Annotated in this window: 19 protein-coding genes and 1 pseudogene; 16 read left to right on the forward strand and 4 right to left on the reverse strand. The window is 73.5% G+C overall.

Going from position 1 to position 21581, the window contains the following annotated elements:
• Window positions 1–144 precede the first annotated feature (144 nt).
• The 3 genes from IE321_RS19335 to IE321_RS19345 all read left to right on the forward strand — a co-directional run bounded on the left by IE321_RS19335 (window position 145) and on the right by IE321_RS19345 (window position 1640).
• Window positions 145–567, forward strand: coding sequence for a hypothetical protein (locus IE321_RS19335; protein WP_190223853.1), 423 nt, complete (start codon window positions 145–147; stop codon window positions 565–567).
• A gap of 66 nt (window positions 568–633) precedes the next feature.
• Window positions 634–1284 (forward strand): RNA polymerase sigma factor, encoded by a 651-nt coding sequence (locus IE321_RS19340; RefSeq protein ID WP_190223854.1) that lies wholly within the window; start codon window positions 634–636, stop codon window positions 1282–1284.
• Window positions 1281–1640, forward strand: a complete 360-nt coding sequence (locus IE321_RS19345) for a hypothetical protein (RefSeq protein ID WP_190223855.1) — start codon at window positions 1281–1283, stop codon at window positions 1638–1640. Before IE321_RS19340 ends, IE321_RS19345 begins: the two co-directional genes overlap by 4 nt.
• A gap of 25 nt (window positions 1641–1665) precedes the next feature.
• Here IE321_RS19345 and IE321_RS19350 read toward each other — a convergent pair whose 3' ends face one another.
• The 3 genes from IE321_RS19350 to IE321_RS19360 all read right to left on the reverse strand — a co-directional run bounded on the left by IE321_RS19350 (window position 1666) and on the right by IE321_RS19360 (window position 4875).
• Window positions 1666–2511, reverse strand: coding sequence for an EamA family transporter (locus tag IE321_RS19350; RefSeq protein WP_043227305.1), 846 nt, complete (start codon window positions 2509–2511; stop codon window positions 1666–1668).
• Entirely contained in the window at window positions 2508–2999 is a 492-nt protein-coding gene (locus IE321_RS19355; RefSeq protein WP_190223856.1) for a YbaK/EbsC family protein, read from the reverse strand. Before IE321_RS19355 ends, IE321_RS19350 begins: the two co-directional genes overlap by 4 nt.
• A 247-nt stretch (window positions 3000–3246) precedes the next feature.
• Window positions 3247–4875, reverse strand: coding sequence for a penicillin-binding transpeptidase domain-containing protein (locus tag IE321_RS19360; protein WP_190223857.1), 1629 nt, complete (start codon window positions 4873–4875; stop codon window positions 3247–3249).
• A gap of 218 nt (window positions 4876–5093) precedes the next feature.
• On the opposite strand from IE321_RS19360, the gene IE321_RS19365 reads away from it, so the two are divergent.
• From IE321_RS19365 to IE321_RS19375, 3 genes are read left to right on the forward strand one after another with little or no spacing between them, the layout of a single operon-like run.
• Complete coding sequence (locus tag IE321_RS19365; RefSeq protein WP_043227309.1) at window positions 5094–5618, forward strand: hypothetical protein; 525 nt, start codon at window positions 5094–5096, stop codon at window positions 5616–5618.
• Window positions 5618–7924: a DUF6571 family protein gene (locus IE321_RS19370; RefSeq protein ID WP_190223858.1), complete on the forward strand. Its 2307-nt coding sequence runs from the start codon at window positions 5618–5620 to the stop codon at window positions 7922–7924. Before IE321_RS19365 ends, IE321_RS19370 begins: the two co-directional genes overlap by 1 nt.
• Window positions 7925–7926: 2 nt before the next feature.
• Window positions 7927–8544 (forward strand): hypothetical protein, encoded by a 618-nt coding sequence (locus tag IE321_RS19375; protein ID WP_190223859.1) that lies wholly within the window; start codon window positions 7927–7929, stop codon window positions 8542–8544.
• Window positions 8545–8607: 63 nt separating this feature from the next.
• Here the strand turns inward: IE321_RS19375 and IE321_RS19380 are convergent, their stop codons facing one another.
• Window positions 8608–10365 carry a dolichyl-phosphate-mannose--protein mannosyltransferase gene (locus IE321_RS19380; RefSeq protein WP_372470210.1) on the reverse strand — a complete coding sequence of 586 codons (1758 nt, stop codon included), beginning with the start codon at window positions 10363–10365 and terminating at the stop codon, window positions 8608–8610.
• 92 nt (window positions 10366–10457) lie between these two features.
• Between IE321_RS19380 and rsmI the strand changes: the two genes are divergently transcribed.
• The 10 genes and pseudogenes from rsmI to IE321_RS19430 form a co-directional block, all read left to right on the forward strand.
• Window positions 10458–11303, forward strand: a complete 846-nt coding sequence (gene rsmI, locus IE321_RS19385; protein WP_043227314.1) for a 16S rRNA (cytidine(1402)-2'-O)-methyltransferase — start codon at window positions 10458–10460, stop codon at window positions 11301–11303.
• 192 nt (window positions 11304–11495) lie between these two features.
• A complete protein-coding gene (locus IE321_RS19390; protein WP_190223860.1) occupies window positions 11496–11927 on the forward strand; it encodes a hypothetical protein in 432 nt (143 codons plus the stop codon).
• 89 nt (window positions 11928–12016) lie between these two features.
• The gene (locus IE321_RS19395) at window positions 12017–12886 is read left to right on the forward strand and encodes a TatD family hydrolase (RefSeq protein WP_190223861.1); all 870 of its coding nucleotides are present in this window, start codon (window positions 12017–12019) and stop codon (window positions 12884–12886) included.
• Between the two features lie 72 nt (window positions 12887–12958).
• Entirely contained in the window at window positions 12959–14236 is a 1278-nt protein-coding gene (locus IE321_RS19400; protein ID WP_190223862.1) for a resuscitation-promoting factor, read from the forward strand.
• Between the two features lie 53 nt (window positions 14237–14289).
• The gene (gene rsmA / locus IE321_RS19405) at window positions 14290–15162 is read left to right on the forward strand and encodes a 16S rRNA (adenine(1518)-N(6)/adenine(1519)-N(6))-dimethyltransferase RsmA (RefSeq protein WP_043227319.1); all 873 of its coding nucleotides are present in this window, start codon (window positions 14290–14292) and stop codon (window positions 15160–15162) included.
• On the forward strand, window positions 15159–16070 hold the full coding sequence (locus tag IE321_RS19410) for a 4-(cytidine 5'-diphospho)-2-C-methyl-D-erythritol kinase (protein ID WP_226651570.1): 912 nt from the start codon (window positions 15159–15161) through the stop codon (window positions 16068–16070). Before rsmA ends, IE321_RS19410 begins: the two co-directional genes overlap by 4 nt.
• A 122-nt stretch (window positions 16071–16192) precedes the next feature.
• Entirely contained in the window at window positions 16193–17476 is a 1284-nt protein-coding gene (locus IE321_RS19415) for an acyltransferase family protein (protein ID WP_190223863.1), read from the forward strand.
• Window positions 17477–17552: 76 nt separating this feature from the next.
• Window positions 17553–19361 carry an ABC-F family ATP-binding cassette domain-containing protein gene (locus tag IE321_RS19420; protein ID WP_190223864.1) on the forward strand — a complete coding sequence of 603 codons (1809 nt, stop codon included), beginning with the start codon at window positions 17553–17555 and terminating at the stop codon, window positions 19359–19361.
• Between the two features lie 112 nt (window positions 19362–19473).
• Window positions 19474–21348 (forward strand): outer membrane protein assembly factor BamB family protein, encoded by a 1875-nt coding sequence (locus tag IE321_RS19425; protein ID WP_190223865.1) that lies wholly within the window; start codon window positions 19474–19476, stop codon window positions 21346–21348.
• A gap of 13 nt (window positions 21349–21361) precedes the next feature.
• Window positions 21362–21581, forward strand: a pseudogene (locus IE321_RS19430) (outer membrane protein assembly factor BamB family protein); the annotation flags it as partial.

A 21581-nucleotide genomic window follows, 5' to 3' on the forward strand; every position in this document is an offset into this window, starting at 1 on the left:
CGACACCGCTCCGACCACCGGCGCCCCCGCGCGCCGGCCTCCGGAGAAACTCCCGGCCCGGGCGCAACCTCGGGGGGTGCCGCACGTCTGGTGGGGTGAAGGCGCCCTTCAGACCCTGTCCCCTCGCCCCCTTCGGGAGAGCCCATGTCCACCGCAGCCAAGCGTCGCCCCCGGATCCTCGCCGCCGTCGGCGCCGCCGTCCTCCTCCTCGGCGGCGCCTTCACCGCCCAGGCCCTCGCCGACTCGGGCCCGGCGCCGGCGGCGGCCGCGCCGAAGGCGACGGCTCCGGACGAGGCGGCTCCGGCCCCCGCTCCGGCGGCCCCCGAGGCCGCGCCGAAGGTCGCGACGCCGGGCACGGCCTCCACCCCGGCCCCCGCCCCGGCCTCCTCCACCCCGCCCCCGGCGCCCGCCCCCGTCTCACCCCCGGCAGCGGCACCGGCACCGGCCCGGGCCTCCACCCCGGCCTCGACCCCGGCCCCGGTCCCCGCACCGCACTCCACCCCCGCCCCGGTCGCTCCGGAGAACGCGCCCCGGGTGGTCCACCCGGGCACCGGCACCACGAAGTAGCGCCAGGCAAGGGGGAGGGGCGGGCCGACGCCCGCCCCTCCCCGCCGGCCCCCCGGAACGAGGCTCATGCAGTACGCGATATCCGCACTACCCCCGTCGTGGTCGCCCCGCCCGTGGTGGCCCCGCCCGTGGTGGTCCCGCCTCCTCGCCCGTGTGTCGCGCGCCGAGGACGTCCACGTGCCCCGGGGCCGCCACCTGCGCGCGCTGCCGGCGTGGCACGGCGACGGGCGCCCGCCCACCCTGGCCGAGCTCTACCGGGCCCGGCGGCTCGACATGGTGCGGCTCGCGCTGTTCCTGGTCGACGACCTGCACACGGCCGAGGACGTCGTCCAGGACGCCTTCGCCGCGGTCTGCCGCGCCCACGGCACCTCGCTCGCCGGCCTCCAGGACCCCGCCGCGTACCTGCACACCGCCGTCGTCAACGCGGCCCGTTCCGTCCTGCGCCGCCGCCGTACCGCCCGCGCGTACGCCCCGCCCCACCAGGGCGCGGGTCCACCCGTCGACGAGGCCCTGCTGCTCGCCGAGGAACACCGCGATGTCCTCGCCGCCCTGGCCGAACTCACCCACCGCCAGCGCGAGGTGCTCGTCCTGCGCTACTGGTCCGAGCTCACCGAGGCCCAGATCGCCGACACCCTCGGCCTCTCCCGCGGCACCGTCAAATCCACCGCCAGCCGAGCCCTCGACGCCCTGGAGAAGAGACTGGAGGCGGCCCGATGACCCTGCCCCCCGACGGAACCCCCACCGGTACGACGCGTACCGAGGCCCGCCTCCGTGCCGCCCTCGTCGCTCGCGCCGCGCTCCTCACCCCTCACGAACTCCGCCCCGCCGCCCCGCCCGAGGGCCGCGCCCGGGGGGTCCGCCGTGTCCACGGCGCCGTCCTCGCCGCCGTCGTCGCCGTCGCGGCGGCGATCGCGGTCCTCGCGCTGCTTCCCGCCGACGGCGCGCCGTCCCCCGCCCCGCCCGCCCGGCCCCCGGCCCCGACCCGCGGCGGTCCCCCGACCCCGCCGCCGGCCGCGACACCGACGCCGTCACCGGCACCGGCGACCCCGTCGGTCGCGGACCCCTCGCCGTGACGCCGGACGTCCGCCGGCGGGGGGCTCAGGCCACGTGCAGCATCAGGCCGATGCCCACCACCATCAGGCCGGCGGCGGCCACTCTCGGACCGCCGAAGCGTTCCTTGAAGAACAGGGCGCCGATGGCGGCGCCGACGATGATGGAGGACTCGCGGAGGGCGGCGACCGGGGCCAGGGGGGCCCGCGTCTGGGCCCAGAGGACGAGGGCGTAGGCGGCGACCGAGAGGGCCGCGCCGAGCAGACCGCGGGCCGCGTGGGGGCGCAGGGCCGGGAGGAGGGCCCGGCGGCGGACCGCCAGGGCGTACGCCGGGATGCACAGGCCCTCCAGGACCATCAGCCAGGCGATGTAGCCGAGCGTGGTGCCGGAGGCGCGGACGCCGACGCCGTCGACGACCGTGTACAGCGCGATCGACAGGCCGGTGGCGAGGGCCGCGAAGAGGGCCGTCCGGTGCGCGCCCTTCCCCCGGGCGCCCCACAGGGCCAGGCCCGTCAGGCCCGCGCAGGCCACCGCCACCCCGGTGAGCTGCCGGCCGTCCGGCACCTCGCCGACGAAGACCGCCGCCAGGACCGTCACGACCAGCGGCGCCGTACCGCGCGCGATCGGGTACGTCTGCCCGAAGTCGCCCAGCGTGAAGGACTTCATGAGGAGGGCGTAGTACGCGACGTGCAGGGCCGCCGAGGCGAGCAGGTACGGCCACGCGCCGGCGGCCGGGAGGGGCGTGAAGGGGACGAGCGCCAGGCCGATCAGCGCCCCGCCGCCGGCGATCAGCGTGAAGGAGACGAGCTGGTCGCGGATGTGGTGGGCCAGGGCGTTCCACGAGGCGTGCGTGACCGCCGCGACCAGCACCACACACACGACCAGCGGCGTCACGCCGTGCGCTCGCGCACGTCCCCGAGGCTCGCGCCCGCGTGGGCGATCAGTTCCCTCGGCGGCAGAGCGAAGACGGAGTGCGGGGTGCCGGCCGCCGCCCACACCAGCTCGTGGCCCAGCAGGCCCTCGTCGGCCAGCACGCGGGTCCGGGTGCGGTGCCCGAAGGGCGGGACGCCCCCGATCGCGTACCCCGTCGTCTCCCGGACCACCCGAGCGTCCGCCCGGGTGACCTTCTCGGCGCCCAGCGCCTCCCGCACCCGCTCGACGTCCACCCGCGACGCCCCGTCCATGAGGACCAGCACCGGCACCCCGTCGGCCGCGAAGATCAGCGACTTCACGATCTCGGAGACGGCGCAGCCGATCGCGTCGGCGGCCTGCTGGGCGGTGCGGGTCTCGTCCGGGAAGCGGCGGACCTCGACGTCGAGACCCAGCTCGGCGAGCGCGGCGGCGAACTGGGGATGGGCGGCGGAGGCGGCGTCGGTCGTCATGCCCCGCACCGTAGCGGTCCGTGTAGGACCCACGCGACGCCTTTCCGGCCCCTGGACCCCGGCGCCCCGGGACCGGCCCGGGGCGCGGCGCCGGGCCCCGAACGCCGGGACCCCGTACGCCGGGGCCTCCGACCCCCCGGACCCTGAACGCCCGGCCTCGTACCCCCGCAAGCCCGCAAGCCCGCAAGCCCGAGCCTCGCCCACCGGGGTGCGCCCCCGCCCGCCCCGCCCGCTCGCCCCGGTCGCGTCAGCCCGCCTTCAGCACCTTCGCCACCACCGGTCCCGCCGCGTCGCTGCCGTGGCCGCCCGCCTCGACGACGGCCGCGGCGGCGAGGTCGCCGGAGTAGCCGGTGAACCAGCTGTTGGACGTCTGCCCGTCGACCTCCGCCGATCCGGTCTTCGCGCCCTTGGGCCACGGCACCCCGGCCATGGCCTCGACGGCGGTCCCGCGCGGGCCGGTGGCCGCCGCGTTCATCATCTTCTGCAGCCCGAGGGCCACCTCGCCCGGCAGCCGCTCGGCCTTCGCGAACTCGCGGCCGTCCAGGTCCCGGGGGACCAGGTACGGCTGGAGGAACCCGCCGTTCTTCACGGTCGCGGACACCGACGCCATGTTGAGCGCGTTCATGGTGATCCTGCCCTGCCCGATGTACGAGGCCGCCGTCTCGGACCCGCTGGACTCGGGGACGGACCCGTCCTCGGTCTGCACGCCCACCGACCACAGCTCGCCGATCCCGAACCACTTGCGGGCGGTGTCGCCGAGCGCGGTGTTGTGGACGCCCTTGTCCTTGAGCGGGGTGATCGCCTTGATGAAGGCGGTGTTGCAGGACATGGCGAAGGCGTTGGTGAGATCGCCCTTGGTGGAGAAGCCGCTGAGGTTCTCGAATTGGGTTCCGTCCCACAGCACGGAGGACGGACACTCCACCGGCGAATCCGGCCGCGCCACCCCGTACCGCATCATCATCGCCCCCGTCACGATCTTCATCGTGGAGCCGGGCGCCTGCTTCCCCTGGAACGCCGTGTTGAAGCCGCTCGCCGGGTTGTTGGCGACCGCCCGGATCGCGCCCGTCGACGGCTCGACCGCCGCCACGGCCGCCGTCGGGAACTCCTTCACGGCCTTCTCGGCCGCCGCCTGCACGCCCGCGTCGATCGTCGTCCGCAGCTCGCCGGGCTTGCCGGCGGCCAGGACGAGGAGGGTGCTGACCGGCGTGCCGTTCGCGCTCTCGATCCAGGTCTCGACGCCCGGCGTGCCGCCGGCCTTCCCGCCGTACCGCTGGCGCAGCGCGTCCAGGACGGGCACGAGCGACGGGTACTTCTCGGGCGGCAGCGCGACGCCCTTGTGGTCGAGCGCCCTCACCGGCGGCGCCTTCGCCGTGCCGGTCCGCAGGGTGGCGCCCGCGGTCAGCTTCGGGTGGAGCACGGTGGGCGTCCAGCGCACCAGCGGCCGGCCGGTGGACTCGCCGCGGACGACGCCGAGCTTCGACGTGTACGTCCACGGCTTCGACACCCCGTCGTACGTCACGGTCGCCTCGACCGTGAACGGCACGACCGCCCCCGTCGGCGTCCCGGGCGTGATCTTCGCCTCCGAGACCCCCACGTCCTCCCGGTACGAGGCGACCGCAGGGCCCGCCGTCACCGGATCGTTCGTCAGCTGCCCGGCCCGGTCGGACTCTCCGGCCGCCCAGGCGGCGAGGAAGTCCCGCGCGGTGGCGGTGACCTCCTCGGAGCTCAGCGGCCCCGTCTTCGGCGCCGCCCGCGTCCCGACGTCCGGCGAGCCGCCCGTCACCCCGTTCCAGAGGTTGTACCCCCCGTACGCCACCCCGCCGGCGACGACGGCGAACACGCCCCCGACGATCCCTACCTTCACTCCACTGCGCATGACTGGGTTCCCCTCCCCGTGTGGACCGTCGAGTCAAGCAGCCACCACCGACAGCTGTCGAGGACGGTGGGTCCCACCTGTCACGTATGCCCGGGACGTTCCCTGGCGCGAAGAATTCGTGAAGGCCGAGGAAGCCCCGGTCCCACCGGTACTGCCGTCGGGGCCCCTCATTAGGATGCCGCCTGGCGTTGCTACCGCATCGACGGGGAGGAGCCACCGTGGCGTGGGACGAATGGAACCAGCTCAAGGCCGAGGCGTCCGGGACGTCATCGACCCGGATGCAGCTGAACCGGGTGCCCGACGAGCCGGACGGCAAGACGCTGTCCACGAACAGCCAGGGCGACCTCAAGGTCGTCAACGAGCACCTCTCCAAGATCGGCGACCACGCCTTCGGCCTCTACAACCGGCTGTGGCGCGAGGGCCGGGTGGCCGAGGCCACCACCGACTCCGCCGCCTCCGACCTCTCCGGCCAGGGCTTCGACCTGGGCGGCGCGCTGTCCCACGTCTCCCTCAAGTGGGCGTCGGCGCTGGCGGACCTCATGGACGCCTGCGCGCACATCTCGAACCACATGGACTACACGAAGAACGCCCACGCGGGTGACGAGATCTTCATCGAGCGGCGCATGAGCAGCATCGCCATGCTCGACGGCGGCTTCGACGAGCGGGCGTCCGAACCGGGCAAGCCGAACGACCTCGTCTACGGCAACAAGGAAGACAAGGGCGACAAGAAGGACGGCGAGTGATGGACTTCGACACCCTGCTGCACGCCAAGTTCGGCACGCTGGACTCCGCGCTGACCGACTGGAACACCCTCGTCACCAACCTGGAGAAGCTGGAGAAGGACGCCGGCGGGGGCCTGAAGGGCGCTGCCGCCAAGGCCGACTGGCAGGGGGTGAACTCCCAGGTCGGCCGGAAGTTCATCGACAAGACCGCGGGCGAGTTCGGCGACGCGCACACCCAGGCCACCTCCATCCGCAACATCATCCGCGACACCCTCGGCGAACTGAAGAAGTTCAAGACCGACCTGGAGGGGGAGATCGCGACGGCGCGGCTCCAGATGGTCTCCGTCGTCCCCTCCGGGAAGAACTTCGTGGCCAAGGCCATGGACGGCGACGCCGGCAAGGACGTCAAGCAGAGCACCGTCGACGGCGTCCGCGACCGGATCGACGGCATCCTCAGGAGCGCCGCCGAGAGCGACAGCTCCGCCGCCAAGGTCCTGCGCGCCCTCGTTGACCAGGCCGAGAAGGGCTTCGGCGACGCCAAGTACGCCGACCGGGACCAGGCCGCCGACGCCATGAGGACCGCGGAGGACCTCGCGGCGCTGGCGAAGAAGGACCCGAGCAAGATGTCGGAGGCCGAGTTCGACCGGCTGCTCGCCGGCCTCACGAAGTACAGCGGCGACGACCTCTTCGCCTCCACCTTCGCCCACAAGCTCGGCGCCCAGGGCACCCTCGACTTCTGGTCCCAGCTGAACGACCCCAACAGCCGCGACCACGCCGCCGACGGCAAGCGCTACGACCAGTACAAGGACCTCCAGAAGCAGCTGGGCCTCACCCTCGCCAACGCCACGCAGAGCGCGAGCCCGGACATGACGCGCTGGAAGTTCGACATGCTCCAGGCCGTCGAGAAGCCGGTCGGCGGCAACTACGGCGTCTCCGGCTACGTCGTCATGAGCAACCTCATGCGCTGGGGCGACTACGACGACGACTTCCTCACCCAGTACGGCGGCAACATGCTCGCCAAGGAGCAGGAGGGCGTGCGCAACGGCGCCCGTCCCGAGCAGATCTGGGGCTACCACGGCGGCGGCCTCTGGCCCCACCTGAACACCACCGGCACCGACTTCGGCTTCGACCCGATGACCGGCTACATGAAGGCCCTCTCCAACAGCCCGGACGCGGCCACGGAGTTCTTCAACTCCGAGTTCATCGCCAAGGACACCGAGAACAACCCCTTCACCCGCGACACCGACGGGAACGACAAGAAGGAGCACATCGGCCTCTCCAACTTCCAGTACCTCTTCGAGGAGCGGGAGTGGATGCAGGAGGAGGACTCGGAGGGCGAGGACAGCATCTCCGGCAAGAACTACCTGGCGGCCGCGCTGGAGGCGGCGACGACGGGCCACCCGGCCGGTGAGCTCCCCACCTCCGCGACGAGCGTCCACTCGGAGGAGCAGGCGAAGCTGTACTCCGACATCGTCAAGTCCGTCTCCGAGGTCCCCTCCCGCCTCACCGACAACAGCTTCATGTCGGACAGCATGGGCCAGATCTCGGCGGAGTACATGGCGGACATCCACCGGGGCCTGCGCGCGGGCGCGGTCGGCGAGGACAAGCTCTACCCGATCGCGGGAGCGGTCGCGGAGCCTCTCAAGGAGCAGGACCTCACCCGCTTCCTGTACACCGTCGGACAGAACCCCGAGGGGTACGCGGCCGTCAGCGTCGGCCAGCACGCCTACACGGCGGGGATGCTGGAGTACCACTTCGCCCACCCCGACGCCTTCGTCGACCAGGCGGGGAACACCCCCGCGCAGAACCTGGAGAAGGCCACCGGCTCCATCGCGCACAACGCCGGTGAGATCCAGGGCATGCTGGGCGCCGGCCGCGCGTACGCCGCCGAGCTGGACGCGGGCAACAAGGACGCCGAGTTCAACGACGCCATCACGAAGGCGGGCGAGCTCGGAGAGTCCCTCGTCGGCATCGGCGTCGGCGTCGGCACCGCTTCGATGGTGGGCCCGGGCGGGGTCATCGTCGGCGGCATCGCGGAGACGGTGGCGGGCGAGATCATCGGCGGCCTCACCGACGGACTGATGAAGGACAGCTCGGGCGAGGTCATCTACCGCAACGGCGAGGAGATCAACGCGACCCGCGAGTCGACCTTCGCCCTCGTGGAGAAGGCCGCCCAGGAGTCGGAGAAGAAGGCCGGCGCGTCCTACCCGGGCGTGGTGTCCTCGATCGCGGAACAGGCCGAAGCGGGCTTCACCTCCGCCCACACGAACATCCGCGAGTACTGCGAGGGCGTGGGCGTCCCGAACGAGCTGGAGAAGGACAAGTGACCATGAAGCTCACGAGGAGGCGCGGCATCGTCGCGCTCGCCGTCCTCGTCCTCGTCGCCGCCTGGGCCGGCATCAGCTACGCCACCAACACCCCGCCCTTCAAGAAGCCGAGGGGGACGATCGAGGCGAGCGAGCTGTGCCCGTCGTTCGGGACGTCACAGGAGGCGGCGGACATCCTGAACCGGATCCTGCCGTACGCGACCTCCTACCGCTTCCCCCTGGAAGAGGGCACTCCACGCGGTCTCGACCACCAGGACGTCGACTACTCGACCCGGTGCTACGTCCAAGGCGGCGGCCGGCTGCTCACGCTCCGCACGTACGCGACGGGCGGAGAGAGCGAGAAGGAGTGGCAGCAGACCGTGCGCGACATCGTCTTCTCGGGCCCCGCGGAACCCTTCGACGCCGGACGCTGGGCCTTCACCACGTCCACGCGGAAGGCCGCCGCGGTCTATTCCGCGTGTCTCTCCGATCCGGACACCGACCTGAGCACCTACATCAAGCTCCGCGACCCCGCCCCCGCCGACCACCTCGACGACCTCCGCCGCCTCGCAGAGATCGCCGCCGAGCAGGCCCACGAGGACGCCCGCTGCACGGTTCCGGCGGACACTCCCAAGAAGTGACGCGACCGGGCGACAGAGAGAGGGCGCGACCACCGGTCGCGCCCTCTCCTCACGTCCACGCGGCTAGACCCACGTGTCCAGCCACATCCGCGCCCGCCACTGATCCATCGGGATCGGGGTGGCGGTGTAGATCGGCCAGAAGTAGATGAAGTTCCAGACGATCAGGAGGACCAGGCAGCCCGCGGCCACCGCGCCGAAGGTGCGGCGTCTCTCCGTGGCGCCCTTGGGGCCGATGATCGCGCCGATCATCATCGCGACCGCCAGGCACAGGTAGGGGACGAAGACGACGGCGTAGAAGAGGAAGATCGTGCGTTCCTGGTAGAGGAACCAGGGGACCCAGCCCGCGGCGACCGCGCAGGCGATCGCGCCCGCGCGCCAGTCGCGGCGGAAGGCCCAGCGCCAGAGGACGTACACGAGGGCGAAGCAGGCGGCCCACCACAGGAGCGGGGTGCCGAGGGCCAGGATCTCCTGGGCGCACTTCTCCTTGGCGGAGGCGGGGCAGCCGGCGGTGCCGGGGGCGGGGGACTCGTAGAAGTAGGAGACCGGGCGGCCGAGGACGATCCAGGACCAGGGGTTCGACTCGTAGGTGTGGGGCGAGGTGAGGCCCACGTGGAAGTTGTAGACCTCGGTCTCGTAGTGCCACAGGCTCCGCAGCCAGTCCGGCAGCCAGGACCAGGTGCCGCCGCCGCCCGGGAGCGCGTCCTGCTTCTCGGCCCAGTCGCGGAAGTAGCCCTTGTCCGTGACGAGCCAGCCGGTCCAGGTCGCCAGGTACGTCGCGAGCGCCACCGGCACGACCGACACGAACGCGGGCAGCACGTCCTTCTTCAGGACCGCGAGGTACGGGCGGACCGCGCCGGCCGTGCGGCGGGCGCCGATGTCCCACAGGACCGTCATCAGGCCGAAGCCGACCATGACGTAGAGGCCGTTCCACTTGGTGGCCGCCGCCAGGCCCAGCGTCACACCGGCCGCGATCCGCCAGGGGCGCCAGCCGAGGCGCAGGGTCTCGGCGATCTCCGCGTCGGGGCGCAGCACGCCCTCCTCGTCCTCCGGGAGCGCCGCCGCGAGCCGTTTCCTGGTCCGGTCCCGGTCGAGGACCAGGCAGCCGAAGGCGGCCAGCACGAAGAACATCAGCACCTGGTCGAGGAGCGCGGTGCGGCTCATCACGAAGTGCAGGCCGTCGACGGCGAGCAGCAGGCCCGCCAGGCAGCCGAGGAAGGTGGAGCGGAAGAGGCGGCGGCCGATCCGGCACAGCATCAGGACGGAGAGCGTCCCGAGCAGCGCGACCATGAACCGCCAGCCGAACGGCTCGAAGCCGAAGATCTTCTCGCCGAGGCCGATGACCCACTTGCCCATGGGCGGGTGGACGACGTAGCCCGGGTCGGTCGGAATGAGGACCGAGTCGGGGTTCGTCAGGATCGTCTTGTCGATGTCCTTGGGCCACGCCCCCTCGTACCCCTGGTTGATCAGGGCCCACGAGTCCTTGGCGTAGTACGTCTCGTCGAATATCACCGCGTGCGGCTTGCCCAGGTTCCAGAACCGGAGCACGCCCGCGACGGCCGCGACCAGCAGCGGGCCGCCCCACGTGGCCAGCCGCCACAGCCGGTCGGCGGCGGCCGGGCCGAGCCCGAGCAGCGACGTGACCCGCGGCGAGGGGCGGGTGTACGGCGGGTCGAGCCGGTCCCTCGTGCCGATGGAGAGCGTGCCGGCGGCGGGCGGACGGTAGCCGAAGCGCCGCAGCCGCAGCTGCCACGACGACGGCTCGGCCACGGTCGGCGCCATGGGGTGCTGGCCCTCCAGGGCCTCGGGTGCGGTACGGGTCACCGCGCCATCGTAGGGACTGCGCCTGTGCGCGTCGCCTGTCCGGGGGCGCGGGGCGTGCCTCGCGGGTGGTGGGGGGCTGGGAGGATGGGTGGGTGACTGGAACGCTGGTACTCGCAGGGACCCCCATCGGCGACATCGCGGACGCGCCGCCGCGGCTCGTGTCCGAGCTGGAGGGGGCGGACATCGTCGCGGCCGAGGACACCCGGCGGCTGCGCGGGCTGACCCGGGCGCTGGGCGTGCACACGACGGGCCGGGTCGTCTCGTACTTCGAGGGGAACGAGTCGGCCCGCACGCCGGAGCTGGTCGAGGCGCTGGCCGGCGGCGCCCGGGTGCTCCTGGTGACCGACGCGGGCATGCCGTCCGTCTCCGACCCCGGCTACCGGCTGGTCGCCGCCGCCGTCGAGGCGGACATCAAGGTGACGGCCGTCCCCGGCCCGTCCGCCGTGCTCACCGCGCTCGCGCTCTCCGGGCTGCCCGTCGACCGGTTCTGCTTCGAGGGGTTCCTGCCGCGGAAGGCGGGCGAGCGACTGGGCCGGCTCAGGGAGGTCGCGGCCGAGCGGCGCACCCTCGTCTACTTCGAGGCCCCGCACCGGCTCGACGACACCCTCGACGCGATGGCCGAGGTCTTCGGTACGGACCGCCGCGCCGCCGTCTGCCGCGAGCTGACCAAGACCTACGAGGAGGTCAAGCGCGGCCCGCTGGGCGAGCTCGCGGCCTGGGCGAAGGAAGGGGTGCGCGGCGAGATCACGGTCGTCGTCGAGGGCGCCCCGGAGACCGGCCCGGAGGAGCTGGACGCGGCCGAGCTGGTGCGCAGGGTGCGGGTGCGCGAGGAGGCGGGGGAGCGGCGCAAGGAGGCGATCGCCGCGGTCGCCGCCGAGGCGGGGCTGCCCAAGCGCGAGGTCTTCGATGCGGTCGTGGCGGCAAAGAACGCGTCGTGAAAAAGGTCTGCGAGCCCCGGAAACGGTAAAGGGCTAATCTGAAAGGCAAAGCCGAAACCGGCGCCGGGAAGCTTTGCGGGGCGCTTGGCAAGGGAACGCCAAAAACCGCTCCACGGTCCTTCCATGGTTTCTTCCGTGCTGATGCGCTCCGGCCCGAAAAGGCGTCCACTGGACCAGTGGAGAGGAGCTGGCATGAGCGAGTCCACCGGCACCGGAACGCCCGTCGCGCATGAGGCCTACGCCTTCGCCTGCATGAGGTGCGGGTACGGCTGGGAGCAGTCCTACGAGATCGAGCACCACACGGACGCGCGCGGTCAGGCGTTCGTCGTGTACAAGGCGGACGGAGAGCGGGTCCCCTCCCCGCTGTCGAGTCCGACCTGCATGAACTGCGGCGGCCACGTGGTGCGCATCATGCGCGCCGGCCAGGTGTCCACCGTGCTCGACCTGATCGCGTCCATGGAGCACCACGGGCGCGGGGCGAAGGAGGCCAGACCGGTCTCGATGACCGGGCCGATCGGCCAGGAGCTGACCGAGGGCGGCGGCGAGGGCGACGAGGCGCCGCCGCCGGTCCCGCACCACTGGCACCTCTCCGACCTGCTCCACCCGTTCCGCTCCCGCCACTGAAGGTGCTCGTGCCCGCCGGGACGGGAATTCCGTTCCCGGCGGGGAAACCGCCGCGCGGACCCGCTCGTGGCCCTCGTACGATCGGGGCCATGAGTGCCAAGGACGCCCCGCCGCCGCTGCCCGAACCCCTCCTCGTGGAGGTCGCGGACTCGCACACCCACCTGGACATGCAGTCCGGCACGGTCGAGGAGGCGCTGACCAAGGCCGCGGCCGTCGGCGTGACGACGGTGGTGCAGGTCGGCTGCGACGTGAAGGGCTCCCGGTGGGCGGCCGAGACCGCCGCCGCCCACGCGCACGTGCACGCGGCCGTCGCCCTGCACCCCAACGAGGCCCCCCGGATCGTCCTCGGGGACCCCGACGGCTGGTCCCGGCAGGGTGCCAGGGGCGCGGGCGGCGACGCGGCGCTCGACGACGCGCTCGCCGAGATCGACGCCCTCGCCGCCCTCCCGTACGTCCTCGGCGTCGGCGAGACCGGCCTCGACTTCTTCCGCACCGGACCCGAGGGCATGGCCGCGCAGGAGCGTTCCTTCCGCGCCCACATCGAGATCGCCAAGCGGCACGGCAAGACCCTCGTCATCCACGACCGCGAGGCCCACGCCGACGTGCTGCGGGTCCTCGACGAGGAGGGCGCCCCCGACCGGACCGTCTTCCACTGCTACTCCGGCGACGCCGCGATGGCGGAGATCTGCGCCGCCAAGGGCTACTACATGTCCTTCGCCGGCAACATGACCTTCAAGAACGCCCAGCCGCTGCGGGACGCCCTCGCCGTCGCCCCCCTCGACCGCGTCCTCGTCGAGACCGACGCCCCCTTCCTCACCCCGGCCCCCTTCCGCGGCCGCCCCAACGCCCCCTATCTGATCCCGGTCACCGTCCGGGCGATGGCGGCGGTCCGCGGCATCGACGAGAACGCGATGGCGGAGGCGCTCGCGGTGAACACGGCCCGCGCCTTCGATTACTGATCCATAACGGTTACGTGTCGTAGCCGGGTGGTTTTGGAGAGTGACCGTCGCCGGGGCTAGGGTCCCGGCCTCGTGAGCACTTCCCAGGGCAGTCACCGCGCCGGACGGCGGGGGGCGGCGGCCACGCTGCCCCTCCACGAGCAGCCCACCCAGATCGCCCCGCTGATCGTGCCGCCCCCCGCGCCCGTCCCCGTGCCCCCGCAGGGCCGGGCGGCCGCCCGGCGCGGGGCACGGCGGCGCAAGGCCGCCCGCCCGGCCGGCGACGGTCTGCGGCGGCTCGTGCCGCAGGCCCTCGTCGTCGCCTTCCTGGCCGGCGGCACCAGCGCCTTCGTCGCCGACGACAAGGCCGTGCGGCTCTCCGTCGACGGCGTCCCGCGCACCCTGCACACCTTCTCCGACGACGTGCGGGAGCTCCTCGCCGACGAGGGCCTGGAGATCGGCGAGCACGACCTGGTCGCGCCGGCCCCCGGCGAGCCGCTGGCCAGCGGCGACGAGATCGTCCTCCGCTACGGCCGACCGGTCTCCCTCACCCTCGACGGCTACCGCCGCCAGGTGTGGACCACGGCCGACACCGTCGACGGCGCCCTGCGCCAGCTCGGCGTCCGCGCCGAGGGCGCCTACCTGTCGGTCTCCCGCTCCGCCGCGATCTCCCGCACCGGCCTCGCCCTCGACGTCCGCACCGAACGCGCGGTGACCTTCCTCGCCGACGGGCGCGAGCGGACCGTCCGCACCAACGCCGCCACCGTCGCCGAGGCCCTCGACGAGGCCGGGATCACCCTCGGCGGCGAGGACACCACCTCGGTGCCCGGCGAGACCTTCCCGCGCGACGGGCAGACCGTCACCGTGCTGCGGATCACCGGCTCCACCCAGACCCGCGAGGAGGCCGTGCCGTACGCCGTCGAGCGGGTCCGCGACCCCGCCCTCTTCGCCGGCACCGAGGTCGTCGAGCGGCAGGGCGTGCCGGGCCTGCGCCGGATCACGTACCACCTCCGGTCCGTCAACGGCGTCCGGCAGAAGCCGCGCCGCACCGGCGAGGAGCTCGTCCGCGAGCCGGTCTCCCGCAAGGTCCGCGTCGGCACCCGCGCGCTGCCGACCTCCGTCGCCGGCGCCGACGGCCTCGACTGGGGCGCGCTCGCCGCCTGCGAGTCCGGCGGCCGGCCGAACGCCGTCGACCCCTCGGGGACGTACGGCGGGCTCTACCAGTTCGACCCCGGCACGTGGCGCTCCCTCGGCGGCAGCGGCGTCGCCCAGGACGCGCCCGCCGCCGAGCAGACCTTCCGGGCGAAGAAGCTGTACGTCCAGCGCGGCGCCGGCCCCTGGCCGCACTGCGGGCGCAGGCTCTTCGGCTGAACGGCGGGCCCGGTCCGGCCGACCGGCGCCGGACAGGGCCTTAGGCTGTACCGGTGAGCACCACCACCGGCCCCGACGGCCCCGACGCCCTCCTCGGCCCCGCCGACATCCGTGAGCTGGCCGCCGCCCTCGGCGTGCGCCCCACGAAGCAGAAGGGCCAGAACTTCGTCATCGACGCCAACACCGTCCGGCGCATCGTCCGCACCGCGGGGGTGCGCCCGGACGACGTGGTCGTCGAGGTGGGGCCCGGACTCGGCTCCCTCACCCTGGCGCTCCTGGAGGCCGCCGACCGGGTGACCGCCGTCGAGATCGACGACATCCTGGCCGCCGCGCTGCCGTCGACGATCGCCGCGCGGATGCCGGACCGGCAGGACCGCTTCGCGCTGGTGCACTCCGACGCGATGCTCGTCCAGGAGCTGCCGGGCCCGGCGCCGACCGCGCTCGTCGCCAACCTCCCGTACAACGTGGCCGTGCCCGTCCTGCTCCACATGCTCGACCGCTTCCCGACCATCGAGCGGACCCTCGTCATGGTCCAGGCCGAGGTCGCGGACCGGCTCGCCGCCAAGCCCGGGAACAAGGTGTACGGCGTCCCCTCCGTGAAGGCGAACTGGTACGCCGAGGTCAAGCGGGCCGGCTCCATCGGCCGCAACGTCTTCTGGCCCGCGCCCAACGTCGACTCGGGCCTCGTCTCCCTGGTCCGCCGCACCGAGCCGGTCGAGACCACCGCCTCCAAGGCCGAGGTCTTCGCGGTCGTCGACGCGGCCTTCGCGCAGCGCCGCAAGACCCTGCGGGCCGCCCTCGCGACCTGGGCCGGCTCGCCCGCCGCCGCCGAGGAGGCGCTGGTGAAGGCCGGGATCTCGCCGCAGGCGCGCGGCGAGGCGCTGACGGTGGAGGAGTTCGCGCGGATCGCGGAGGCGAAGGCGTGAACGGCGGCGCGACGCCCGCGGCGGGCGTGACGGTCCGCGTCCCCGCGAAGGTGAACGTCCAGCTGGCGGTCGGCCCGGCCCGCCCCGACGGCTTCCACGACCTGGCCAACGTCTTCCTCGCCGTCTCCCTGTACGACGAGGTCACGGCGACGCCCGCCGACACGCTGACGGTCACCTGCGAGGGCCCCGACGCGGACCGCGTCCCGCTCGACCGCACCAACCTGGCGGCCCGCGCCGCCGAACTCCTCGCGGCCCGGCACGGCCTCTCCCCGGACGTCCACCTCCACATCCGCAAGGCGATCCCGGTCGCCGGAGGCATGGCCGGCGGCAGCGCCGACGGCGCCGCCGCGCTCCTCGCCTGCGACGCGCTCTGGGGCCTGGACTCCCCGCGCGAGACGCTGCTGGAGATCTGCGCGGAGCTCGGCTCCGACGTGCCCTTCAGCCTGGTCGGCGGGGCGGCGCTCGGCGTCGGCCGCGGCGAGAGGCTGACCGGACTGTCCGTCGCCGGCCCCTTCCACTGGGTCTTCGCGGTGGCGGACGGCGGCCTGTCGACCCCGGCGGTGTACGCGGAGTTCGACCGCCTGACGCCCGACGCCGCACCGCCCGCGGCCTCCCCGGCCCTCCTCGACGCCCTGTCGACGGGCGACACGACGGCCCTGGCGGCCACGCTCGTCAACGACCTCCAGCCCGCCGCGGTCTCCCTCCGGCCGTCCCTGGCGGCCACGCTGCGGGCGGGCCTCGACGCGGGCGCCCTGGCCGCGCTGGTCTCCGGCTCCGGCCCGACGACGGCCTTCCTGGTCAAGGACCCGGACGCCGCGACGGCGGTCGCCGCGGCCCTCCGCGCCTCCGGCACCTGCCGCACCACCCACACCGCCACCTCCCCTGCCCCGGGCGCCACGCTCCTCTGACGCGGGCCCGCCCCCGGGGAACCGGCCGCACGCGGCCCGCGCCCCGGGGACGGCCGTACTCAGCCCGCACCTGAGTACCCGCGCCCTGTCGCGGCCCGGGGGCCGCGCGGGACCGTACCCGCATGGGAATCAGCGCGCGTGAGCTCGCCGCCGCCACCCCGGCGGGGCGGGACCGGTATGTGGACCTGCTGAGGGTCGTCTCGCTCGGCGTCGTCGTGCTCGGGCACTGGCTGATGGCCGCGGTCACGGCCGACGGCGTCGGCAACCTCCTGGCCGTCGTGCCGGAGCTGCAGGCGGCCACCTGGGCGCTCCAGGTGATGCCGGTCTTCTTCTTCGTGGGCGGCTTCGCGCACGCCCTCGCCCACCGCTCCCGCCCCCGGTACGCGGACTTCCTGCGGGCCCGGCTGCGCCGCCTGCTGCGGCCGACGATGGTGTTCGTCGCGGTGTGGGGCGCGGCCGCGCTGGTGCTCCAGACGGCCGGCGCGGACGGCGGACTGACCGGCGTCGCGCTGCGGCTGGTCACCCAGCCGCTGTGGTTCATCGGGATCTACCTCGCGATGGTCGCGTGCACGCCGCCGCTGCTGCGGGCCCACGAGCGGTACGGCTGGGGCGCCTTCGCGGCCCTCGCCGCCGCGGCGGCCGCGGTCGACGCGCTGCGCTTCGCCGCCGGCGTGCCCTACGTCGAGTTCCTGAACTTCGCCTTCGTCTGGCTCGCCGTCCACCAGCTCGGCTTCCTCCGCGCCGACGGCATGATCCGGCGCCCGGCCCTCCTCGCCGGTGCCGGGCTCGCGGGCGCGGCCGCGCTCGTCGCCCTCGGCCCGTATCCGCTGTCCATGGTCGGGATGCCCGGTGAGAAGGTCTCTAATATGGCCCCACCGACCCTCGCCCTGCTCTGCCACGGCCTGTGGCTGATCGGCGCGGTGGAACTGCTGAAGGGCCCGGGGACCCGGTTCGCGGCCCGGGCGCGGGTCTGGCGGGGCGTGGTCGCGGCGAACGGCGTCGCCATGACCGCGTTCCTGTGGCACCTGACGGCCATGCTCGGCGTGTACGGCGCGATGCTCGGCCTCGGCGTCCACCTCCCGGCCCCGGCGACGGCCGCCTGGTGGGCCCAGCTGCCGCTCCGGCTCGCGGCGGCCGTCCTGCTGACGGCACTGCTCGTCGCGGTCTTCCGCCGCTTCGAGGCCCCCTCCCCGGTGCCCCGCACCGGCGGCTCCGGACCGCTCGCCGCCCTCGGCATCACCCTCGCCCTGCTGGGCGTCCTGGGCCTGTCGATGACCGGCCTCGGCGGCCTCCTGGACGGCCACACCGCCACCCTGGTCGCCGTCAGGATCACCGCCCCGGCGGCGGTCGCCATGGCCCTGGCGGGCTGGCTCCTGGTCGACCGGCCGGGCCGGCGCCGGTCCTGACACCGGCGGCAGGGCCGCGGGCGGGCCCGGCGACGTACCCTGGTACGTCGATCGATCACCCCGCACTGGAGTCAACGTGGCCGTCAACCTGGTCAATGTCGAGAACGTCAGCAAGGTGTACGGCACCCGTGCCCTGCTCGACGGGGTCTCGCTCGGCGTCTCCGAAGGGGACCGGATCGGGGTCGTGGGGCGCAACGGCGACGGCAAGACCACCCTCATCCGGATGCTGGCGCGGCTGGAGGAGGCCGACACCGGCCGCGTCACGCACAGCGGCGGGCTGCGGATCGGGGTGCTGACGCAGCACGACTCGCTCGACCCGAAGGCCACCATCCGCCACGAGGTCATCGGCGACCTGGCCGACCACGAGTGGGCCGGCAGCGCCAAGATCCGGGACGTGCTCACCGGCCTGTTCGGCGGGCTCGGCCTGCCCGGCTTCGAGCACGGCCTCGACACCGTCATCGGCCCGCTCTCCGGCGGCGAGCGCCGCCGGATCGCGCTGGCCAAGCTGCTCATCGAGGAGCAGGACCTGCTGGTCCTCGACGAGCCCACCAACCACCTCGACGTCGAGGGCATCGCCTGGCTCGCCGGCCACCTCCAGACCCGCCGCTCCGCGCTCGTCTGCGTCACCCACGACCGCTGGTTCCTCGACCAGGTCTGCACCCGCATGTGGGACGTGCAGCGCGGTGACGTGTTCGAGTACGAGGGCGGCTACTCCGACTACGTCTTCGCCCGGGCCGAGCGGGAGCGGATCGCCGCGACCGAGGAGGTCAAGCGGCAGAACCTGATGCGCAAGGAGCTGGCCTGGCTGCGCCGCGGCGCCCCCGCCCGCACCTCCAAGCCCCGCTTCCGCATCGAGGCCGCCAACGCGCTCATCGCGGACGTCCCGGAGCCCCGCGACAGCACCGAGCTGATGAAGTTCGCCAACGCCCGGCTCGGCAAGACCGTCTTCGACATGGAGGACGTGACCGTCACCGCCGGTCCGAAGACGCTGCTCCAGCACCTCACCTGGCAGCTCGGCCCCGGCGACCGCGTCGGACTCGTCGGCGTCAACGGCGCGGGCAAGACCTCACTCCTGCGGGCGCTCGCGGACGCGGCCGTCTCCCAGGGCGAGAAGCAGCCCCCGGCCGGCCGGATCGTCGTCGGCAAGACCGTGCGCCTCGCCTACCTCTCGCAGGACGTCACCGAGCTCCCCGCCCAGCTGCGCGTCCTGGAGGCCGTCCAGCAGATCCGCGACCGGGTCGACCTCGGCAAGGGCCGCGAGATGACCGCCGGACAGCTCTGCGAGCAGTTCGGCTTCGGCAAGGAGAAGCAGTGGACCCCGGTCGGTGACCTGTCCGGTGGCGAGCGCCGCCGCCTCCAGCTGCTGCGCCTCCTGATGGACGAGCCCAACGTCCTCTTCCTCGACGAGCCCACCAACGACCTCGACATCGAGACCCTGACCCAGCTGGAGGACCTCCTCGACGGCTGGCCGGGCTCCATGGTCGTCATCTCCCACGACCGCTTCTTCCTGGAGCGCACCACCGACCGCACCTTCGCCCTGCTCGGCGACCGCGCCCTGCGGATGCTGCCGCGCGGCATCGACGAGTACCTGGAGCGGCGCCGGCGGATGACCGAGGAGGCGGCGCCCGCGCCCGCCGCCGCGCCCGCGCAGCAGCCGAAGGCCGGCGTCTCCGCCGCGGACGCCCGCGCCGCGAAGAAGGAGCTCCAGAAGGTCGAGCGGCAGCTCGACAAGCTCTCCGAGCGGGAGACGAAGCTCCACGCGCAGATCGCCGAGAACGCGACCGATTTCGAGAAGGTCGCGAAGCTCGACGCCGAGTTGCGGGAACTTGTCGGAGAACGTGAAGAGTTGGAGATGCGCTGGCTCGAACTGGCGGAGAACGCATAACGAGGGCATCACGGGCCGGTCCTCCCTTGGGCACAAGGGGCGGACCGGTCGCTTTTGCGCCACCCCACGAGTGGTAGAAAGAAAACCCGCTCACAGCAAGGGGGAAGCGCTGATGACCCAGCCGCCCAGCAACCAGCCGCCGGGGGGCTTCGGAGCTCCCCAGGATCCGAACCAGGGCGGCGTGCCGCCCGTCCCGCCCCAGATGCCGGCCCAGCCGCCGCAGATGCCGCCGACGCCGCCGCAGGCGCCCGGCCAGCCGCCGGCCCCGCCGCCGCAGGCTCCCGGCCAGCCGCCGCAGGGCCAGCCCGGGTACGGCTACCCGCAGCAGGCCCCGCAGCCCGGCCCGTACGGCTACCCGCAGCAGCCGACGCAGGCGGCCGGTCCGTACGGCCAGCAGCCGGGACAGCCCGGACCGTACGGCCAGCAGCCCGGACCGTACGGGCAGCAGCCCGGCGCCTACGGGGGCTACCCGGGCCAGACGCAGCCGATGTACCCGGCCGCGCCCGCCCCCGCCGGCGGTTCCGGCGGCGGTCCCTTCAAGAACCGCACCGCGCTGGTCGCCGCGATCGCCGCGGCCGCCGTGGTCGTCGCGGCCGTCACCACGTGGGCGGTCGTCGGCAAGGGCGACGACGAGAAGCCGACCGTCGCGAGCCCGACGACCTCGTCCTCCAGCGCCACCACCGGTCCGAAGCCGACCGAGTCCGTGGACGAGGGCGACGGCTCCGGCGACGGCGACAAGGGCGGCGAGGACGACCTCAACGCGGCCCGCCAGGAGGGCGAGGCGAAGGTCAACTTCCTCACCACCAACGACGTCGACCTGCCCCGCAACGGCTCCGAGGTCTTCGGCCCCTGGATCGTCGGCGACACCGTCGTCAAGGCGATGTACAAGGGCGTCTCCGGCTACAGCCTCACCGACGGCGCCAAGAAGTGGACGGTCGACCTGCCGTTCAAGCTGTGCGCGGCCCCGGCCCAGCCCGGCGCCAACGGCATCATGGTCTTCGGGTACGAGGAGAGCGCCAAGGACGGCGCCAAGTGCTCGATGCTCCAGCAGATCGACCTCAAGTCCGGCAAGGCGGGCTGGAAGAAGGCCGTCCCGAAGCCGACGGGCCTCTTCGCCTTCTCCGACAACACCCTCGCCATCGGCGGCAACACGGTGACCGCGGCCGGCAGCAGCAGCGCCTACGGCTTCTCCCTCACCGACGGCAAGCAGGTCTTCACCGGCTCCACCGGCGACTGCAAGCCCTACGCGTACGCCGGCGACGCCACCCGGCTGATCGCCGCCAACCAGTGCCGCACCGCCGACGCGAGCAAGGAACAGCACACGATCAGCGAGGTCGACCCCAACACGGGCAAGGCCAAGTGGACCTACCGGCTGGCCGCCACCTGGGAGGTCGACAAGGTCTACTCGGTGAACCCGCTCGTCGTCTCCGCCTTCCAGCGCGAGCAGAAGAAGTGGTCGATCGTCGCGCTCAACCCGAACGGCTCGGTCCGCTCCCAGATCCAGGGCGGCACCAAGGACAAGTTCGCCCCGCGCTGCGGCGGCGGCCTGGTCATCTTCGGCCGCAACCTCCAGGGCTGCACCGGCGTCGCCGCCTCCGGCGACACCTTCTACATGGCGACCGACACCGGCTACGGCACCTCCAACGAGGTCGTCGCCTTCGACCTCAAGACCGGCAAGCCCAAGTGGCGCTCCAAGGCCCCCGACGAGCAGTCGATGACGCCGCTGCGCATGGAGGGCGGCGAGGTCCTCGTCTACGTCGCGCCCAAGTACGACAAGGGCGGCGCGGTCGCGACGATCGCCCCGGCCGGCGGCGCGCCCAAGATCCTCCTGAAGCACCCGGTCTCGGTCTCCTCGATCGAGAGCGGCTTCTTCAGCGCGGGCTACGCCTACGGCAACGGCACCTTCGTGGTGGCGGCGGGTCGCGTCTCGGCGTCCAGCGACGCCGAGGAGAAGGAGACCAAGACGATGATGGGCTTCAGCAAGTGAGGTACGCGGACCGATGACCCAGCCACCCCCTCCGCCGCCCAACCAGCCGCCGAACCAGCCCCCCGGCGGCTACCCGCCGCCGGGCGGCTTCGGCGCGCCGCAGGACCCGGGCCAGGGCCAGGGCGGCTTCGGCACGCCGACGCCCCCGCCCCCGCAGGGTCAGCCCGGCTACGGCACGGCGACGCCGCCGCCCCCGCAGGGCCAGCCCGGCTACGGTGCTGCGACGCCGCCGC

This window comes from Streptomyces hydrogenans (assembly GCF_014656075.1).
GTDB classification, from domain to species: Bacteria; Actinomycetota; Actinomycetes; order Streptomycetales; family Streptomycetaceae; genus Streptomyces; species Streptomyces hydrogenans.